Raw genomic sequence first — 19,174 nt, 5'->3', positions numbered from 1 at the left:
GGGTAACTTATGTTCAACCGAATAGGTATTGATGTGGGAGGAACTTATACTGATGCCGTTTATATTACCAATGGTCAGATCCGACACACTGCCAAGGTGCCCACACAGTCTGAAAACTTAGTCGAAACCCTTATGAACGCTTTTGACAACTTGAAAATCCAAGACGAACAAGAGATCAGCCAGATCACTGTAAGTACCACACTAGTTACAAACGCTATACTCCAGAACAGAATTCCTCCGGTTAAATTATTCTTATACTCTGGAAATGGAATGAAAGTTGATGCACTTCCTTGGCCGGTTAATTACACAGAACTTAGAGGGGAAATGGATTATCGGGGCAGAGAAATCACGTCACCCGATGAAGAGGAATGGCAGAAACTTAACTTAGCCGATTTAGAGGATGATTACAGCCATGTAGCAATTGTGGGGAAGTTTTCCCACCGCAACTCTCTGCACGAAGAACAGTTGGCAGGTTATCTTAAAGAACATAATCCTACGATAAGAATAGCCCTCGGTCATGAGTGGGGCCAGTCGAATTTTTATCGACGTAGTCTAACGACTTATCTTAATCTAGGTGTTTCTGACCTCTACCAACAATTTGTTCAACAACTGCAAGCTGCGGTTAGGGCCCGGAACATTCAAGCCCCTATTTTCATTTTAAAGGCGGATGGAGGAAGCTTACCTCTCGCCAAAATCCGACCCATCGATTCTATTTATTCCGGACCCGCAGCGAGTGTCTTAGCCGCCTTAACTCAAACAGCCCCTGATGAATCATCGATTATTGTTGATATTGGCGGTACCACGACAGATATTGGTCTGGCTTTATCAGGGGTTCCGCTCCTTAGTTCAAAAGGAGCTCAGATCGGTGAGTTTTCCACCCTTGTCCGCTCCCTTGCCGTGCGATCTATTCCGGTGGGGGGAGACTCAGTTGTCCGCCTCAATGATCAGGGTGTTGTGCTGGAAAACTATCGGATGGGTTCGGCATATTGTCTGGGGGGAGCAAATCCAACCCCTACAGATGCCATGCGTTACCTGCAGCTGATTGACTATGGTGATTTAGGTCTGGCAGAAGAAGGACTATACTCTCTTTTACCATCGGAACAAAGAACCCCAGAGACTCTTGAGAAGCTAGCTCTAGACATCATCAATATCGTGGTTGAAAAAATAGCGAGAGCAGTGGATTCTCTCCAACGAGAATGGCAGGAAGAACCGGCCTACAAGGTTTGGGAAGTTCTTCATCCCCAGGAAAACAAAACTTTCCGAACCATCGTTAGTGGTGGGGGAGCAAGAGGAATTACTACAGCCCTGGGAAAGAGACTTAAAACACCGGTACAGCTGGGAGCCTTTCCGGAAGTTTCTAATGCTCTGGGGGCTGCTCTCTCCAAACCCACCTTTGACTGTACTCTACATCTAGACACATATATAAAACAATATCGCGTGGAAGAGACGGGAGAACAAGGGAAGTGGACGGGTGCTCTCCGACCCCACCGGGAAGTGGAAGGCTTTATCGAAGCACTTGCTCAACAGCAAGCTGCAGACTATGGTATTGAAGTTCAAGACATGGAGAAGGAACCCTTTGATTTCTTTCCCATCGTTCAAAACTATCAAACTGTCGGTCAAATCGTCCGCGGGTCTGTACACGTTCGGCCCGGTGTAATCGGGAGGGTACAAGTATGAAAAGAACAGGAATATTGTTTTTCCCGGCTTTCGATTGGTCATTAGGCGACTCCCATCCGGAACGTGAAGAGCGTCTCCTCTATACCCAAGAACAGCTTTTTGAAGAAGGGGTTCTTGATTTGCCTCAGATCAAGCAGTATTCTCCTCGAGTTGCTTCTCTGAAAGATGTTCTCAGAACCCAAGCCTTATTCCCGAATCCGGAAGCCCATACGGAGGGTCTGGATCCTCATCTTATTTCGGCAGGCAGTTCGCTTCTGCTGGGAGAAGCACAAGTGAAGGGTGAAATTCATAATGGCTTTGTAATGGCCCGCCCCCCCGGTCATCATTCAGGCGCTACTGTATGGGGTAATCGAGGGTTCTGCTCTCTTAACAACGAAGCTATTCTGGTCAACTATTTGAGAGCCGGTTTTGGAAAAAAGAAAATTGCAATTGTCGATACAGATGTCCATCATGGCGATGGAACTCAAGATATTTTCTATCATGACCCTAATGTCCTTTTTATTTCTCTGCATCAAGATGGGCGCACACTATATCCAGGAAGTGGTTTTGTCAATGAAAAGGGTGGTTTTAATGCCTGGGATCTGACTCTAAACATTCCACTTCCACCTGGAACAGGGGATGAAGGCTACCATTACGTCTTGGAAAACTGGGTATTACCGCGTTTGCATGCCTTTGCTCCGGATATTATTATTAATTCTGCCGGTCAGGATAACCATTTTACAGATCCCCTGGCTTCTATGAACTTGACAGCTGCAGGGTATGGTCGAATTACAGAACTTCTTCAGCCGGATTTAGCGGTCCTCGAAGGAGGATATTCCATTGAGGGGGCACTCCCTTATGTCAACTTGGCCATTTTACTGGCACTTGCCGGAGAAGACTATCATCATGTCCGGGAGCCGCAGAAAATAAAGCGCAATACTGTAACTTTGGCAGCCTTGAAACCCTATATTCAAGAACTTAAAAGACAGCAAGAAGCTGCTAAGCCCAGCCTATCCTTTCAGAGCAAGCCCTTTTTTCCTAGTGGAAACTGGATTTATAGCCCTCATTCTGTTTATTATGATACTGAGGGTTTTCAAGAGACAAGACATGATTACGTTCGTGAGTGCAGTGATTGTGGAGGAACAGTATACATTGAGAGCAGAAAGTACACTGAAAAGTCAATATTAGTGCGGATTCCATTTCAAGCCTGCGCAAGTTGTGAGCAAGCAGGCTATGACCTGTGGGAGCATCTCCAAAACTCTAAGGAAAGCTTCTCCTATGGTTTTCTTCAGAATCAGCTTCACGATTCACATTACGTCTGGAACAGGAAAGAAGGATTGAGGAAGTTTTGACACCGGTGATTCATATTCTTGATGCCCACTCAGCCAATCAAATTGCCGCAGGTGAAGTCGTGGAACGTCCTGCTTCAGTGGTTAAGGAACTCGTTGAAAACTCCATTGATGCCGGAGCAAAACATATTGATATTTCAATCGAAGGTAATGGTGTTCCCTTGATACGAGTGCGGGATGATGGGTGTGGAATCGGAACAAAGGATTTACCTTTAGCGGTGATCCGTCACGCCACCTCTAAAATTACCACGATTGAAGATTTAGATCATCTACAGACTTTGGGCTTCAGAGGGGAAGCTTTGCCGAGCATCGCTTCCGTTTCCCGCCTCCAGATTTCTTCGCGTCCCGCCGATGAGGTAGCCGGGTTAAGCCTAACCTTGAACGATGCAGGGCAAGGGGAGTATGAAGAAATTGGATGCCCAATTGGTACAGCGGTTACCGTCCGAGATCTTTTCTTTAATACACCAGCCCGTTTGAAATTTTTAAAATCCACTCCAACAGAATTTGGTCTGATCAGTGATACAATTGGGCGGATTGCTTTAGCTCACCCGGAAATCGCCTTTTCCCTGACCCATCCAAGTCAAGTTGTATTGCAAACAACGGGACGTGGAGATTTACTGGAAGCAATAGCAGCGGTTCTAGGGCATACTATCGCTCGCCAACTGCTGCCAATCACAGCCCGGCATGAAAAGTGGCAGCTTGAAGGTTATATCAGCCCTCCGAACTTAGTCCGTTCTTCTAAACAATCTCAGTATTTTATGCTCAATGGACGGACCGTTCGCTCTTCCATCTTAAGTCGGGCACTGACAGAGGGGTATCACACGTTAATTCCTGTCAAGCTTCACCCCATTGTTGTACTACATTTAACGGTTTCCCCTGGAGATTATGACGTAAATGTTCATCCCACAAAAATGGATGTGCGCTTTAAAGAGGAACAAGCTCTATCTCAATTTATTAAAGAAGCAGTATATCAGACTTTACTTAATAGCAAACCTTTACCCTCTATGCAAACTCAACCGACACCGACTAATAAATCAAACATACCCACGCCTGTAAGTTTTTCAAGACCGGAATCTCCGGCTCGGCCTTTATCCTCCTATAGTGATCTAAAACTACGGGAATCGGAACAGCCGATTCCGCCGGTTATAAATTCTGGGCAATCGGTAAAATCCAATCAAACTAAAACCTATGAACAACCGAAAATTGATTTCTCCCGTCAACTCCCCATCATTGAGAAAAAGCCGAGCGCTTTACCCCAGGAGACTATGCTTAGTCTTGATAGCATAAATAAACAAAAGGTTGATCTAATTGAACCAATTGGAGCGAAATATCAAAAAGTTGTTGATATTGAATCACTAAAAATCCAGAATCAAAAGGATATCAATTCAAATACGCCAGCTGGGGAATCCCTTAACCATATGTGGCCATTAACCCAACTTTTCAACACCTACATTCTGGCAACTGATGGTAAAGTTCTTATAATGATTGACCAACATGCTGCCCATGAGCGAATCAACTATGAGCGACTTCTCAAGGAGTTTAAAGCAGCAGATCAATACAGTCAGACACTTCTAATTCCGATCCCTATGGAGTTTACCCTCCAGGAAGAACAAGTGCTTTTGGAAAACCTCTGGATTCTCAATGAAATGGGTTTTATAATTGAACAGTTTGGCTCTCGGACTTATTTACTGCGAGGGATACCAGTCCAAACAGGTTCATTTCAGGCTGACGAAATGCTCCGTCAGTTCATCGAAAATGTACTCATGAAAGATTCCCCGCCAACCTTTGATAAAATATTAGAGGAATGGATCTATATGTTAGCCTGTAAGGAATCTATTAAGGCCCAAGATTCCTTGAGCCTGCCGGAAATGGAGCAACTAATAGCAAGTTTAAGCCGGACTGAAAATCCCTATACCTGTCCCCATGGACGGCCTACGATGGTTACTATGACACGCTCCGAACTTGAAAAACGCTTTTATCGAACATAGATTAAAGGTGGACGGTAAGTTTGTGGGCATTAGAACAATGGGTATACTACTCGGAGAAACTCATCCTGGGGAAACAGGGGGGCAGTTCTTCTGTCTGTCTCTGGGGGGAGCGCTTGCTGGCTGTTTTAACCCGTGCGAAGACAGTGTCTTCGATCTGCACGCGTCTGCGAGTTCCGCCGCTGGCTCGCTGGACGGTTCGCGAGCGCGTCCGAACCTCTAGGTATTTCTGCATGTGAACCTGCGGCGCGCTACGGGGACGCGAACCGTCTGTGCTCGCCTTAGCGCGGCTCCACTGACGCATCCGCTTAGCAGAAAAGCGCTCCTCCAGCCAGTTTGATGGGAGTTTATGCTGTACTTTGGTGGGGGGCTCACGTAAGGCTTTGCAAAATCCTTAGCATGTTAGAAAGACAGATTTAGTATTTCATCATCTGCGATGCCGCATCGGTATGGAAGGCTACTACTCTGTAAAACCTGAGACCCAAAAAACAGGGCGGCTTCGATCCACAGAAGTGAACACATTGTACGAGTTACTTTGGCATTGGAGATGGTTAGGTGTATCCACTTGTTATTATTATTGGCCCAACGGGTATTGGTAAGTCAGGTTTGGGGTTAGCTCTTGCTCAGAAAATTGGCGGAGAAATTATCTCGGGAGATTCTGTACAGGTTTATAAGAAGCTGGATATTGGTTCGGCTAAACCTACACCGGAAGAACTCCAACTAGTACCTCATCACCTGATTGATTTTCTGGATCCGGCAGAACCCTTCACTGCAGCTCAGTTTAAATTGTTAGCAACTCCTCTGATAGAGGAAATAAGGGGACGTGGACATTTTCCGATTATCGTGGGTGGAACGGGGCTCTATATTAGGTCCTTACTTGATCCTTATGATTTCTCGCAACACGGCAGTGAGGAAATTCGCTTGAAGTGGAAGAAGTTTGCCGATTCCCATGGAAACTTACTGCTACATGAAGAACTTAATAAACGAGATCCTCAAACTGCCGAGCAACTTCATCCTAACGATGTCTTAAGAGTTACTCGAGCTCTTGAAATTTATGAATTGACAGGAAAACCTCAATCAAGTCAACGACAATTTAAAGATGATCAATACCAACCTCTGGATCCTTCGGTACTCTATATTGGGCTGACTGCACCCCGCAGCCTTATTTATGAGCGAATTAATCAACGGTGCGTGGAAATGCTTTCCCAAGGTTTGCTAGAGGAGACTTTAGCACTTATTAAGGATGGCTATACTCCCACATTGAAGCCATTACAGAGCATCGGCTACCGACACGCTGTTTGGCACTTGCAGGGTCTAGTCACTCAGCCTGAAATGCTGCGACTGCTCCAGCGAGATACGCGGCATTTTGCTAAACGACAGCTAACCTGGTTTAACAGAGATCCTAGAATTAGTTGGTATGATATCCAGACGGACTTTAACCAACTACTAGAGTCTGTGGTTCAAGCTTGCAGAGCTCAACAATCTCGTGTAAAATAGATAATGAATAGAAAAATAAGGTGATGGAGGAAAATAAATGAACAAATCGCCCATCAATTTACAAGATACTTTTTTAAATCAGGTACGCAAGGAAAACCTTCCTGTGACCATATATTTGGTAAATGGTTTTCAACTTAAGGGACTTATTAAAGGATTTGATAACTTCACGGTTGTTATTGAGTTTGAGGGCAGACAGCAGATGGTTTATAAGCATGCTATCTCTACGGTTATGCCGATACGTCCAATTAATCTAGCCGCTGCCAGTGCAGCAGAGTCTAATGCAATAAAAGGATAAATCGAGGCTGAATAGGGTAATACTTAAATTAGACCTCGCAATACAAGAATAACCTCAAAGCATGAAGAACTAAGTTCGGCTTTAACTGAACTTAGTTCTTCATGCTTGAATTCGTTTCCCAACTATGATATCTTAAAGTGATATGATTAGATTAGTGAAAGAAAGGAACTAAAATCCTACTATGGAAACTCGCAACTTAAGAAATATTGCTATTATCGCTCACGTAGATCATGGGAAAACCACGCTTGTTGATGCCATGTTAAAACAAAGTGGAACCTTCCGAGCCAATCAACAAGTAATTGAACGCGTCATGGATTCCAATGATTTAGAACGTGAACGTGGAATTACCATTTTGTCAAAGAACACAGCTGTGCATTGGGAAGGGACAAAGATCAATATCATCGATACTCCAGGACATGCTGACTTTGGCGGTGAGGTCGAACGGGTATTACAGATGGTCAATGGGGTACTCCTGATTGTTGACTCCTTTGAAGGACCAATGCCTCAAACACGTTTTGTTTTACGCAAAGCTTTAGAACTCAAGCTGGTTCCGATCGTCGTAATTAACAAAATTGACCGCCCGGATGCTCGTCCGAACGAGGTAGTCGATGAAGTCTTAGACCTCTTTATAGAGTTAGGCGCTGACGACGAGCAATTAGATTTCCCGGTTGTTTATGCCTCAGCTCGTACTGGGATAGCAGGCCTGGCCCATGAGTCCCTAGATACTTCTTTGGCCCCTCTCTTCTCAGTGATAATAGAGCATATTCCGGCACCAGTTGTTGATCTGGAAGCACCGTTTCAGATGTTGGTAACCACACTGGATTATGACGATTATGTGGGAAAAATTGTTGTTGGCCGGATTGTGCGCGGAACAATCCATCAGAATGAAAATGTCACGCTGATTAAGCGGGATGAAAGTTTTGAACGTACTAAAGTCGGGAAAGTCATGATTTTTGAAGGCCTGAAGCGTGAGGTTGTTGCAGAGGCTTCAGCCGGAGAAATCGTTGCCCTTACAGGACTTACCAGTGCCAATATCGGAGAAACCGTGGCCTGTGCCTTAAATCCGGAGGCCTTACCAACTATTGAAGTAGACGAACCTACTCTGTCCATGAACTTCATGGTCAATACCAGCCCCTTCGCCGGGCGTGAAGGACATTTTGTAACCTCTCGCAAGATCCGGGAGCGTCTTTTTAAAGAGGTAGAAACCAACGTTAGTTTACGAGTTGAAGAGACAGAGTCTGCGGATTGCTTTAAAGTCTCGGGACGGGGTGAGCTTCACCTTTCTATCTTAATCGAGAACATGCGAAGAGAAGGGTATGAGCTTCAAGTTTCCAAACCCGAAGTTATCTATAGAATGATCGATGGGGTCAAATGCGAGCCTATGGAATTCTTAATTTGCGACCTTCAGGAAAACGCCCTGGGTGCTGTAATGGAACTCTTAGGGAAACGTAAAGCTGAGATGGCCAATATGACTAATCTCTCAACAACTCAACTACGGGTTGAATTTAAGATTCCGGCCAGAGGACTGATCGGTTTCCGGGGCGAGTTTTTGTCTCAAACCCGGGGTGAAGGTATGATGAGCCACATCTTCTTAGGCTATGAACCCTATAAAGGTGACATTCCGGGAAGAAGTCGTGGAGCTTTAATTGCTTTTGAAGAAGGAGAGACAAACGCTTACGGTTTATATGCTGCTCAAGATCGCGGTACTTTGTTTGTTGACCCGGGTCTTCATGTGTATGCAGGCATGATTGTTGGAGAGAATAAGCGTGAGCAAGACATTGAAGTCAATGTTTGTAAGAAAAAGCAACTTACCAATATGCGTACAAGTTCTGCTGATGAGGCTCTTCGTTTAGACAAACCCATAGAATTTTCTTTAGAACAATCCTTAGAGTTTATTAACGACGATGAGCTCGTGGAAATCACACCTAAAAGCGTCCGGCTGCGCAAAAAATATCTTGATCACACCGCTCGTGTCCGCTATGCTAAGACTCTAACAGGGAAATAATAACAATAAGTTTTTTAGGACACCTTTCATCTTTACTTGCGTATAGTAATAAAGATGGGAGGTGCCTGTATTTGACAATTAAAATAAAATTTGGCCCGGACAACCAAGTCCCTCCGGTTATTCAGACTCCTTTACCACCCAGAACAGAGAAGGTACATAGTTCTATCAATGACATGGTGGGAATTGGACGATTGCGTAAAACAAATCCTTCTTCCATGGATAAAGAGAAGGACAGGGATAAAGAAAAAGATAAAGATAAAGAAAAAGTTGCTGAGATATTAGCTGAATTAGAGTCATTCATCGGCTTAGTCATTGTTAAGCGCTTAATCCGAGACCTGCAAGCTTTTGTGGAAATTCAAAGGCGAAGGAGTCAGGAAAAGCTGATTGCTGAACCCCTTGTCCTCCATATGATTTTTAAAGGGAACCCTGGTACAGGCAAGACAACTGTGGCTCGCATAGTCGGTCGACTATTTAAAGAAATGGGAGTTTTGCAAAAAGGACATATCATTGAGTGTGAGCGTGCAGATCTGGTCGGTGAATATATCGGGCATACTGCTCAAAAAACTCGTGATCAGCTCAAGAAAGCCTTAGGTGGGGTTCTGTTTATTGATGAGGCTTATTCCTTAGCTCGCGGCGGGGAGAAGGATTTTGGGAAAGAGGCTATTGATGCCTTAGTAAAAGCAATGGAAGATAATAAAGACAATCTTGTGTTGATCTTGGCCGGCTATAGTCAAGAAATGGACTGGTTTCTGCAAACTAATCCGGGGCTAAGGTCACGCTTCCCTATACATATTGACTTTCCGGACTATACTATTGAAGAATTGTTAGCAATCGGAAAAATGATGTTCAAATTTCGGCAATACGAGTTAACCTTGGCTGCTGAAGATACTCTCCGGTTTCATCTGCAGACCTTACTAAGTTCTCACCGTTATGCCGGAAATGCTCGACTTGTTCGTAATCTTGTAGAGAAGACTATTCGACAACAAGCTGTTCGCTTATTTCAAAAGCCTAGCTCAAGCCGTGAAGAACTCATCCAAATTTTACCCATCGATATAAACATGGACAATCTTTGATGATTATTAAGAAACATTTTTAGTCTATGAATACGAGGTATTAGTGATGATGGACATTTCGGGAGACTTGTCCGGGATTCGGGCAAGTCAGATACAAGAACTTAAAAACTTATCTGAAATTAAGACAGAACGCTCTGAGCTTATCCATCCTGAAATCCTTAAAGAGTTAGTTCGTCTGACTCAACTCTGGAACCGTGAGATAGCTGTCTATCTTGCCCGTAATGGTAACCTGCTGGCTTCTGCTGTAGGGCGTCATGCTACAGTTACGCTTCCGCCGGTAAAAGGACGATCCCTTGGAAAACATCTGCGCTGCATCCACACCCATCCAAATGGTAATCATAAGCTAAGTTCCTTGGACTACAGCGCCTTAGAATCCTTAGGGCTGGAAAGCATGGCTTCAATTGGAGTTTCCCAAGGAAGTCTGACAGGTATTGAGATTGCATTTCGTACGGAGGAGCAATCACCCTATATTGTTAACTTGACTCCTCATAATTGGACGGAGTTTGATTATTATGCCGGTCTTTCTGGCCTATCCAAGAGTAAAGGGAAGACTAAGAATGAATCCAGGCAAACAGGCAAGGAACGGGCTTTTTTGATCGCCCTCGAAGACAGTGAGTCGGAAACCAACGAGGATTTGCTTGAACTGCGAGAACTGGCCCGCACCGCGGGAGTTGATGTAGTAGGGCAACTTGTTCAGCTTCGACGTTACGGTCAGACACGCAGCTATTTTGGAAGTGGCAAGCTGGAAGAGCTAATCCATCGGTTACAGGAAACGGATGCTAATGTCTTGATTTGTGATGATGAACTTTCTCCTACCCAGTTAAGAACCTTAGAGGCTGAAACAGGATTAAAAGTGCTGGATCGAACCGGCTTAATCTTAGATATCTTTGCCCAGAGGGCCCAGTCCCGTGAAGGTAAATTGCAAGTTGAATTGGCTCAGCTTAAACATCTTCTGCCACATTTGACGGGGCAGGGGTTAGCTCTCTCCCGTTTAGGTGCCGGAGTCGGCTCCCGGGGGCCGGGGGAAACCAAGTTAGAGTTAGACCGAAGGCGGATGCGAGATCGCATTAACCAATTGGAAAAAGAACTAAAATTAGTCCTACAGCAGCGTGATGTATTACGCCGGCAAAGAACCCGAAGCGGTCTGCCGCTCATTGCTTTAGTCGGATATACCAATGCAGGTAAAACCACCTTTATGACCAAAGCCATGGAACAAGCCGGAAGTCGATCTGATCTGCCGGTTGGAGAGAATAAACTATTCGCTACCCTCGATCCTATTGTACGAAGCATTAGAATTGACTCATCTTTAGAGATCCTCTTAAGTGATACGGTTGGGTTTATCCGAAAACTGCCAACTCAACTTCTGCGTGCCTTTATGGCGACCCTTGAGGAAGTTAAACAAGCAGATGTTTTGATTCACATTGTTGATGCAAGCCATCCTCAAGCTGTACACCACGCCGAAACAGTTCATGAGGTTCTTAGTCAGCTGGAAAGTGCCGATAAGCCAATGATTACTCTATTAAATAAAATTGACCAAGTTGGCGAGGAAGATTTGAGTCAGTTAACGTCCTACCTGCCTTATCCCGTTAAGATTTCCCTCAAACGAGGGGATTCCCTGAAACCAGTTTGGAAAGTTCTCAGCTCATTATTGAATTAAAGTTAATGAGCCATGTTAGGAGGAAATGGCTTGTATTCAAACCCTGAATGGCCAGAAATAATAAATAAGGCTGTGGCAAAAGCAGATGAATCTCTCAAAGCTCAGTTACCTAGACTAGAAGAAATTGCCCGAAAGAATCACGAAAAAGTTTTACATGCTTTTCAAGAAGAACGAGTTGCATCCTACCATTTGCAGGGCACAACAGGCTATGGGCTGGGTGACTCGGGGCGCGAAGTGCTTGATCGCATCGTTGCCCGTATCTTAGGTGCAGAAGCAGCTCTTGTCCGTGGACAATTTGTTTCAGGTACTCATGCTATTGCTTCAGCTTTATTTGGGGTTCTGCGGCCCGGAGACCATGTTATTTCAGTAAGTGGGAATCCTTATGATACTCTGGAGGAGGTAATCGGCCTCAGAGGAAAAGGGCAAGGAAGCCTGATGGACTTTGGAGTTCTTCATGACACAATTCCCTTAGACGCTCAAGGAAAACTTCAATATCCACTAATCAAAGAAAAAATTTCACCTAAAACCCGAATGTTGATGGTACAACGATCTCGCGGGTATGCGTGGCGTGACGCCTTGCTGATAGCTCAACTGGAAGAACTGGTCGAATTCGTAAGAACCCAGTATCCCCAGTTAATTATTTTTGTAGATAACTGTTATGGTGAACTGGTGGAAGATAAAGAACCTGGGGATATTGGTGTAGATTTGATGGCCGGATCACTGATAAAAAATCTAGGCGGGAGTTTAGCCCCCACCGGCGGATATGTTGCCGGACGTGCTGATTTGGTTGAGCTTAGCGCACAACGCTTAACAGCCCCGGGAGTTGGAGAGCATATGGGAGCTACCCTGGAATGGCAACGTTTGTTTTATCAAGGCTTATTCTTTAGCCCTTTAACGGTTTCCGAGTCCATAAAGGGATCCGTTTTCTCTGCTGCCTTTTGGCAGGCTTTAGGCTTTGAGGTACATCCTGAACCGGAAAGCTATCGAACAGATCTTATTCAAGCTGTAAAATTAGGTTCCCGGGAAAAGATGATAGCCTTCTGTCAAGGGTTACAGAAAGGTTCGCCTATAGATTCTCATGTCTTGCCTATTCCTTCGGGCATGCCGGGATATGAAGATCAAGTCATCATGGCAGGAGGGACTTTCATCCAAGGTTCTACCAGTGAATTCTCAGCAGATGGACCCCTGCGAGAGCCTTATGTTGTCTATCAGCAAGGAGGAATATCCTACACTTATGTACAGATGGGCAATATCTTGGCTGCTCTGAATCTTTGGCGACAAGGACTTCTGAGCTAGCTGAATTGTGGTTTTAAACATCCATGAATTTATGTTAATATGAAGAGTAGAAAGAGGTGACTTATGGAAAGTTCGGAGACTCCAAAAAGTTCTTTTCGATTCTTAATTGAGCTTGTTGAAATTGTCCTAATTGCTTTCGCGCTTTCCTGGGTATTGCGCACCTATGTGATTGAAGCGCGAAAAATCCCTACGGGTTCAATGCTCCCTACAATTCAACTTGAAGATAGGGTCATTGTGGACAAGTTCTTCTTTAAGAGGTTTGATCATATTAATCATGGAGATATTATTGTTTTTCATCCACCACCGAGTGCTCATGCTACGGATGACTATATTAAACGAGTTGTTGGATTAGCAGGGGATAAGGTTGAAATACGCAGTAAAAAAACTTATGTAAACGATCAACGACTTGAGGAACCCTATGTGGTAGATAATGCCAACAGTGATTTCGGTCCAATCGTTGTTCCCAACGATTCCGTATTTGTCATGGGAGATAATCGCAACAACAGTGCTGATTCAAGAGAATGGGGATTTTTACCCGTAGAGAATATTACCGGAAGAACTCTATTTCGATATTGGCCTCTAGATCAAATTGGAGCTCTTGACCGTTAGGTAGGAGCTTTTTTCTTTTTATCGCATATACTCTTATAGTTGGTCTTTTAACTGAGGACAGTCTTGTTGGGAAAGTAAACTACATATTTAGGGAGGATGGGGTATAATGAATGATCACAAACTAACTGTGGTGCTGCTGTTCGGTGGGCGTTCAGGGGAACATGAGGTTTCCTTAAACTCTGCATGGTCGATCTACAAAGCGATAGACAGAAGTCGCTATAATGTAGAAACGATTGGAATTAACAAACAAGGGCAGTGGTTTTGGGGGGTTATACCGGATCAAATTTTGAAAACAGGCTTCCCGACAACTTCAGAGGGGTTACAGGTAACTTTAGTCATCGATCCTACTCAACCACATTTCTTGGCCATCAATGGTCAATCTCTGCCCAACGATGGGAAGTTTGATTTGGTTTTCCCGGTTCTTCATGGAACCTATGGGGAGGACGGTACACTTCAAGGATTACTGGAGATGGCTAATGTTCCTTATGTAGGATCCGGAGTTCTGGGATCTTCTCTCGGGATGGATAAAGATCGAATGAAAGCTGTGTTCATCGAGAGAAATCTTCCTTCGGCACGATATGTAACTCTGCTGCGATCAGAGTTTCTGAGGGAACCTGAGACTTATTTGAATATGATTGAAGCTCAGCTAGGGTATCCTTGCTTTGTTAAACCAGCCAATCTGGGGTCGAGTGTAGGGATCTCCAAGGCTCATGATCGCACAGAACTTCAAGAGTCTTTAAAGACAGCAGCCATTTTTGACCGTAAAATTGTTATCGAAGAGTCCATTACCGGGCATGAAATAGAAGTTTCAGTCTTAGGGAACGATAGCCCTATCGCCTCTATTCCAGGGGAAGTACTACCGGCCCAGGAGTTCTATACGTATGAAGCAAAGTACTCCAACATTGGCTCAAGTCTTCTAATTCCGGCAGCGCTGGAAGACGACCTCGTCCAGAAATTGCAACTTATGGCCGTTCAAGCCTTCCAAGCAGTTGAAGCTAGCGGCTTAAGTCGGGTTGACTTCTTTGTGAATGATGAAAATGAAATATTTCTTAATGAGATAAATACTCTACCGGGTTTTACTGAAATCTCCATGTACCCTAAACTGTGGGAAGCTACAGGCATTCCCTACTCTGAATTGATCGATCGCTTAATTATCTTGGGTATGGAACGTTTTCAGGATAAACAAAACTGTAAAATATCCCAGAATGACTAATATACCTGTGAAACTTAGTTCCCAGAATTCTACTGGCACAGCAAGCAAAAAGCGTTCTCCTTCACTGTCAAGGACAGTGAAGAGAGAACGCTTTTTTACTCTTGTACTTCTTCTGGTTAAAGTTGAATAGAAATTGATGTTATCTTATACATCTTATGCATATCTTTGATATTAGGAATGTTAAGTAATTACATAGTACGAAAAACGCCGACGACCTTACCGAGGATTGAAACATCCTGGGAGTAGATCGGTTCCATGGATGGGTTTTCAGGTTGAAGTCGGATCAGAGTTCTTTCCTTAAAGAAACGTTTTACAGTCGCTTCATCACCAATTAGGGCTACAACAATTTCACCATTACGTGCTTCGCTTTGTTGTCGAACGATAATGTAATCCCCATCTAATATTCCTGCTCCTATCATACTTTCGCCCTTGACGCGAAGCATAAAAACATTGTCATGGCGTACAAAATCCGCTGATAAGGGAAAGGACCCTTCAATGTTTTCAATTGCCGTGATAGGCTGACCGGCTGTGACGTGGCCGACAATAGGTACTTGGACTACTTTTTTCATTTCAAGGGCCTCACTGGAACTATCCAAAATTTCGATTGCACGTGGTTTAGTGGGATCACGTCGAATGTATCCTTTGTCCTCCAATGTCTGGAGATGCCCATGAACAGTAGAGCTAGATAACAACCCTACAGCTTCGCCGATTTCTCTTACGGCAGGTGGATAACCCTTCTTACGGATTTCCTGTTTAATAAATTCCAAAATCTTCGTTTGTCTTGGCGATAAATCCGGGTACATAAAAAAACACCCCCATCTAGTCAGGAATATTGTACCATTCATTCGCTAAAAGTGCAAACAAATGTTCGTAAATAACTAAGAATTCTTGGATAATTAAGAGAGTAGGGGATTTTATGAGAGTAAGCTCAAAAAAAAGTTTGATTTCAGTAATCCAGTTAATTATTTTGATACTTTCTTCATTCCTTGTCTGGCAGGTACTGCATCGGCCAGCAAAAATTGATTCTGATGTATATCCCTATTTATCAACAATAACTCCCGACCTTGTAAAACAATGTGTACAGGATAATTCCAGAACCCCGACAATCCCTTTTGAGGATCTCATAGCTATACGTTCAACGATTCCTGAAATAGAAGCTCAAGCACTTATTACTCAACTACAAACCGATGTTTCCTTCGCAAATCTTAATTGGGGCAAGCTTTCCTCAGATAAGCTTAAGGTGCTTAAAAGACATCGTGAAATTTTAGCCAAGTATTCATATTATAAACCTTATAAATACACCTTCCCCATTAATGGAACTACTTGGTATGAGGATAGTTTTGGAGCAGATCGAGAAGGAGGGATTCGCAGACATGAGGGAACGGATCTTTTTGGAAAAGAAGGGACAAGTATAGTTAGTGTATGTAGTGGAAAAATCGAACAACTGGGGTGGAACAGATTAGGTGGTGAGCGAGTTGGTGTACGTGGAGATGATGGGAATTATTATTACTACGCCCATCTGCAATATATTTCTCCGGATCTTGTGAAAGGGGCAAGAATTGCAGCCGGGGATTTCATTGGCGGAATGGGTCACACCGGTGATGCCCTGACAACTCCGGACCACCTTCATTTTGGTATAGAACTTCCCAATGAACAATGGATTAATCCTTATCCATTGTTAAAGGTATGGCAATTATGGGAGGATACCAAGAATCCTAGTTAGGGTATTGCAAACAAAACTTGCCAGCTTGGACTAAATTGGTTATAATAGCGATGTTTGCTGTGATAAGGAATGTTATAATATCATAAGACCTGACTGGTAGGCCTTAGCTTAAAAGAGGGATTATTGTGAAAAAATTAGATTATCGAGTTTCTAATTCTAGAACTAAAAGAAAAACCAGAAGAGCCACTCTAATAATCTTTAGCATGCTGCTCAGTGTTTTTTTGTTGATGGGATTAAGTTATTTTAGTCCAGCCATTGCCAATTTACAGACTGCAGGATTGATGACCGATGCAAAAGTTCAATCTTCTGAACCATCAAAGACTGGATCTTCCTCTCAAGATCTATCAACAGAAGACGAAAGTTATGTACTTATTGACCCCTTAACCGGTAAGGTAATCAAATCCCATAATGCCGATATACAGCGTGCTCCGGCCAGCACACTAAAGCTTATTACAGGGCTTGTGGCTTTAAAATCCTTAAAAGAATCAGATATTGTCCGAGTTGGGACAGAAGTGAATGTAGAAGGCTCACATCTGGGACTCCAGCCGGGAGATGAAATATCCGTACATAATCTTTTAACCGCCTTATATGTTAACAGTTCCAATGATGCGGCTGCAGCTCTGGCAGTAAAAGTTAGCGGCTCGATCCCTGCTTTTGCTCAAGAAATCAATGAGTACGCTGCAACTTTAGGGTGTCAAAATACTCACTTTACAACCCCTCATGGGTTGCCAGATCCTGATCAATACACAACAGCTAATGACCTAAGTAAAGTTGCAGTTCGATTTATTGAAAATAAAGAACTGATGAAGTTTGTCAAACTGACAAATGCCCATGTTCAGTGGACGGATGGACAAGGGAAATTACGAGAAGCTGATTTGCAGAATACTAATCGTCTCCTTGGGATTTATCCCGGAAACCAAGGACTAAAAACAGGAACAACAACAGAGGCGGGGCAATGTCTGGTTTCTTATGTAACAAGATCCGACGGGGACTACTTAGTTGTTTTATTAGGAAGTAAGCAACGCTACAGAGATACTATTCTCTTGCTCGATGAAGCTTGGAGTGAGCAGCGTACTGCTGCAGCCTTAAAAGGATTAACGAAAGAACTGAACTCCTTAATCTTAAGTCCGGGAATATTTTAGGAAGTCCACAATTTGCAAGATAATAGGGGGGAGTAGTAGTTTGAATACTATGGGAGATCCATGTGTTTTACAAGATCGAAGTTGTACCCAATGTGGTGAATGCAATCTTTGTGATCTTGATCCGCTTAAACAATGTGATAATTGCTGCCAATGCATTAATTCTCTAGAGGGAGATTTCGCTGAGATTGAGATAGATGATATTTTATTAAATTCAGAAGTAAAGACTAGCAGAGGCAAGCTTGATGGTAAGAAAAAAGTATTTAGAATAAAAAACCAGTGATTTTCCAGTTACTTTAGTCTTATAGTTAAATAAGACTAACAAGATAATTCATATAGATATTGCAATATAAAATTTATGTGCCGCCAAAAAGAAGTCATTTTTAAATATGGAAATATCTAAGGTCAGATCGTTAGTACGGTCTGACCTATAATTTTGTTATTATTTTATACTATTTTATATTATCAAAATATTTATACTACTCCAAGCAGGAATTGCCTATAAAGTGTAGAATATTTGGAATATATTAAACAGAAATATAATTCCCACCATTTAATTCTCGCATTTAAACAAAGGCTAAGATTAATAGGGGGTGCTTTAATGACAAAAGCAATTAGGATCATTGGTATTTCTGGAAGTTTAAGAAACAATTCATACAACACAGCAGCTCTGCGAGCGGCGGCAGACTTACTTCCGGAAGGCGCATTTATGGAAATCGTAGATCTATCGCCGATCCCTATTTTTAACGAGGATGTAGAAGCCAAAGGATTACCTCAAGCTGTTATTGATTTGAAAGAGAAACTGGTGAAAGCAGATGCATTCATCATATCTACACCTGAGTACAATTATTCCATACCCCCAGTGTTAAAGAATGCGTTAGATTGGGCTTCACGAGGGAGTGATTTACCATTACGAGGGAAACCCCTGGCGATGATAAGTGCGTCTCTGGAAGTGCTTGGTGGGGGCTATGTACAACATCATCTTCGTAGAGTTTGCGGCAAACTTGAACTCCAAACCATCAATAGCCGCAAAGTATTAATCACTAACGCCAGCAAAAAATTTGATCAAGATGGAAAGCTAATTGATGATATCGCAAGAAAATCCATTTCTAATCTTATGCGCAAATTGGTTGCTAAAACACAAGAACTAAGTTCTTCTAAAGCCGAAGGATTTTAGGGCTGAAGCAGTTTAGAAGGTTTGTAATAAGAAAAAAAGGCATCCCTAGTGGGATACCTTTAGTCAATAATTTTGTTAGATCAAAACCGAAATCCTGCCTCGACAGCCATCGTCACAAAAACGTCTCTGTCACAATCGACTTTTACCTCAAAATGAGATAATTTCTTGAAGTGAGTATCTGTACACTTTCTACACTCAAGCTGCCATTGAATTCCCTGAGCTTTAGCAAAGGTCAGGATTCTGGCCAAGTACTCCAAGCTTACGTTAACCAATCCCAATGGAGTTGTATTCATGTCATTCTGAGTATAGATTTTGTTAATTACTTGAATATCCATATCAACGGGGATTTCTCCATTGGTATCATTGTACTGCGCCACTAGGTCATTATATATTGATTTATACTCTTCAAGTTCATGACTCCGTAGTTCTCTGACGCTGCGATCTTGACCTGCTGAAGTAAATCTATTCAATAACTCTTCACACTCTGCCATTGAATTGCC

Annotated in this window: 16 protein-coding genes; 14 read left to right on the top strand and 2 right to left on the bottom strand. The window is 43.2% G+C overall.

Annotated elements, in window-relative coordinates:
* Window positions 1–9: 9 nt before the first annotated feature.
* The 11 genes from BLS16_RS10285 to BLS16_RS10230 all read left to right on the top strand — a co-directional run bounded on the left by BLS16_RS10285 (window position 10) and on the right by BLS16_RS10230 (window position 14,635).
* Window positions 10–1,677 carry a hydantoinase/oxoprolinase family protein gene (locus BLS16_RS10285; RefSeq protein WP_092332947.1) on the top strand — a complete coding sequence of 556 codons (1,668 nt, stop codon included), beginning with the start codon at window positions 10–12 and terminating at the stop codon, window positions 1,675–1,677.
* Window positions 1,674–3,008: a histone deacetylase family protein gene (locus BLS16_RS10280; protein ID WP_092332945.1), complete on the top strand. Its 1,335-nt coding sequence runs from the start codon at window positions 1,674–1,676 to the stop codon at window positions 3,006–3,008. Before BLS16_RS10285 ends, BLS16_RS10280 begins: the two co-directional genes overlap by 4 nt.
* Window positions 3,005–4,993 (top strand): DNA mismatch repair endonuclease MutL, encoded by a 1,989-nt coding sequence (mutL, locus tag BLS16_RS10275; protein WP_092332943.1) that lies wholly within the window; start codon window positions 3,005–3,007, stop codon window positions 4,991–4,993. The genes BLS16_RS10280 and mutL overlap by 4 nt, the downstream gene beginning before the upstream one ends.
* A gap of 552 nt (window positions 4,994–5,545) precedes the next feature.
* Entirely contained in the window at window positions 5,546–6,487 is a 942-nt protein-coding gene (gene miaA / locus BLS16_RS10265; RefSeq protein WP_092332939.1) for a tRNA (adenosine(37)-N6)-dimethylallyltransferase MiaA, read from the top strand.
* A 37-nt stretch (window positions 6,488–6,524) separates the two neighbouring features.
* Entirely contained in the window at window positions 6,525–6,782 is a 258-nt protein-coding gene (gene hfq, locus BLS16_RS10260) for an RNA chaperone Hfq (protein WP_034601878.1), read from the top strand.
* 181 nt (window positions 6,783–6,963) lie between these two features.
* On the top strand, window positions 6,964–8,787 hold the full coding sequence (gene typA, locus BLS16_RS10255) for a translational GTPase TypA (RefSeq protein WP_034601876.1): 1,824 nt from the start codon (window positions 6,964–6,966) through the stop codon (window positions 8,785–8,787).
* 71 nt (window positions 8,788–8,858) lie between these two features.
* Window positions 8,859–9,860 carry an AAA family ATPase gene (locus BLS16_RS10250; RefSeq protein WP_092332937.1) on the top strand — a complete coding sequence of 334 codons (1,002 nt, stop codon included), beginning with the start codon at window positions 8,859–8,861 and terminating at the stop codon, window positions 9,858–9,860.
* Between the two features lie 49 nt (window positions 9,861–9,909).
* Entirely contained in the window at window positions 9,910–11,517 is a 1,608-nt protein-coding gene (hflX, locus tag BLS16_RS10245) for a GTPase HflX (protein WP_092333102.1), read from the top strand.
* Between the two features lie 30 nt (window positions 11,518–11,547).
* Window positions 11,548–12,813, top strand: a complete 1,266-nt coding sequence (locus BLS16_RS10240; RefSeq protein ID WP_092332935.1) for a methionine gamma-lyase family protein — start codon at window positions 11,548–11,550, stop codon at window positions 12,811–12,813.
* A 63-nt stretch (window positions 12,814–12,876) separates the two neighbouring features.
* A complete protein-coding gene (lepB, locus tag BLS16_RS10235; protein ID WP_014903294.1) occupies window positions 12,877–13,422 on the top strand; it encodes a signal peptidase I in 546 nt (181 codons plus the stop codon).
* 106 nt (window positions 13,423–13,528) lie between these two features.
* Window positions 13,529–14,635: a D-alanine--D-alanine ligase family protein gene (locus BLS16_RS10230; protein ID WP_092332933.1), complete on the top strand. Its 1,107-nt coding sequence runs from the start codon at window positions 13,529–13,531 to the stop codon at window positions 14,633–14,635.
* Window positions 14,636–14,823: 188 nt separating this feature from the next.
* Here the strand turns inward: BLS16_RS10230 and lexA are convergent, their stop codons facing one another.
* Window positions 14,824–15,438, bottom strand: coding sequence for a transcriptional repressor LexA (gene lexA / locus BLS16_RS10225; RefSeq protein WP_092332931.1), 615 nt, complete (start codon window positions 15,436–15,438; stop codon window positions 14,824–14,826).
* Between the two features lie 113 nt (window positions 15,439–15,551).
* Between lexA and BLS16_RS10220 the strand changes: the two genes are divergently transcribed.
* The 3 genes from BLS16_RS10220 (at window position 15,552) to BLS16_RS10205 (ending at window position 18,674) form a co-directional block, all read left to right on the top strand.
* Window positions 15,552–16,358: a M23 family metallopeptidase gene (locus BLS16_RS10220; protein ID WP_092332929.1), complete on the top strand. Its 807-nt coding sequence runs from the start codon at window positions 15,552–15,554 to the stop codon at window positions 16,356–16,358.
* 125 nt (window positions 16,359–16,483) lie between these two features.
* Window positions 16,484–17,500 (top strand): D-alanyl-D-alanine carboxypeptidase family protein, encoded by a 1,017-nt coding sequence (locus BLS16_RS10215; protein WP_092332927.1) that lies wholly within the window; start codon window positions 16,484–16,486, stop codon window positions 17,498–17,500.
* A 598-nt stretch (window positions 17,501–18,098) separates the two neighbouring features.
* Complete coding sequence (locus BLS16_RS10205; protein WP_092332923.1) at window positions 18,099–18,674, top strand: NADPH-dependent FMN reductase; 576 nt, start codon at window positions 18,099–18,101, stop codon at window positions 18,672–18,674.
* Window positions 18,675–18,754: 80 nt separating this feature from the next.
* Here the strand turns inward: BLS16_RS10205 and BLS16_RS10200 are convergent, their stop codons facing one another.
* On the bottom strand, window positions 18,755–19,165 hold the full coding sequence (locus BLS16_RS10200) for a hypothetical protein (protein ID WP_092332921.1): 411 nt from the start codon (window positions 19,163–19,165) through the stop codon (window positions 18,755–18,757).
* Window positions 19,166–19,174 lie beyond the last annotated feature (9 nt).

This window comes from Desulfosporosinus hippei DSM 8344, from assembly GCF_900100785.1.
Classification (GTDB): Bacteria; Bacillota; Desulfitobacteriia; order Desulfitobacteriales; family Desulfitobacteriaceae; genus Desulfosporosinus; species Desulfosporosinus hippei.
The sequence above is the reverse complement of the archived record's forward strand: the minus strand, read 5'-3'. Positions and strand labels throughout refer to the sequence as shown.